We start from the raw sequence: 1,057 nt of genomic DNA on the forward strand, positions 1-1,057 counted from the left end.
CGAGGGGCTGAACCTATGGCGGCGGACCCCGAAACTGAAAGCCCGTCGGCTTGTGACCGACTGATGGAAGAAGTCTGTGAGCGGGGAAACCTGCAACGGGCGTTGAAGCGTGTGAAGGCGAACAAGGGTGCGCCAGGCGTGGACGGTATGACGGTTCAGGCACTACCGGCGTACCTGCGTGAGCATTGGCCGTCGATACGGGCCTCATTGCTCGAAGGAACCTACAGGCCACAACCTGTGAGACGGGTCGAGATACCCAAGCCGGATGGAGGTGGCGTGCGTAAGCTCGGCATTCCCTCTGCGCTTGACCGGTTCGTCCAGCAGGCGGTATTGCAGGTGCTGCAAAGGCAGTGGGACCCAACGTTCTCGGATACCAGTTACGGCTTCCGTCCGGGACGCTCGGCGCATCAGGCCGTGACGCGCGCGCAAGACTACATTCAGGCGGGACATCGCTGGGTCGTAGACTTGGATCTGGAGAAATTCTTTGATCGCGTGAGTCACGACATCCTGATGAGCCGGGTGGCAAAGCGGGTCAGCGACAAACGAATGCTGAAGCTGATCCGCTCCTTCCTGACGGCGGGCGTGCTGGAGAACGGGCTGGTTGGCGCAACGGACGAAGGGACGCCCCAGGGCGGTCCCCTGTCACCGTTGTTATCCAATCTGATGCTCGACGATCTCGACCGGGAGCTTGAGCGGCGCGGACTGCGGTTCGTGAGGTACGCCGACGACTGTAACGTCTACGTACGCAGCGAACGCGCTGGCCAACGGGTGATGGCTGGGCTGAAGGCCTTCCTCACCGGCAAGCTGAAGCTGAAGGTCAATGAGGCGAAGAGCGCGGTCGCGCGGCCACACACGCGGAAGTTTCTGGGATTTAGCTTCTCGAACCGGGATCAGGTCAAACGGCGCATTGCGCCCAAGGCACTAGCCCGCTTCAAGGAACGAATCCGGGAACTGACCCAGCGCGCACGAGGGATCAGCATTGAGCAGTTGATGGAGCGGCTGACACGCTACCTTACAGGGTGGCGCGGCTACTTCGGCTTCTGTGAGACGCCCAGCA

Annotated in this window: 1 protein-coding gene; it reads left to right on the plus strand. The window is 61.6% G+C overall.

All coding sequences use genetic code 11. The features are described from left to right. Positions 1-15: 15 nt before the first annotated feature. A partial coding sequence (gene ltrA, locus AC3WLT_RS37180; protein ID WP_492596526.1) for a group II intron reverse transcriptase/maturase occupies positions 16-1,057 on the plus strand: 1,042 nt, incomplete at its 3' end.

This window comes from Paraburkholderia sp. FW306-2-2C-D06C, assembly GCF_058781505.1.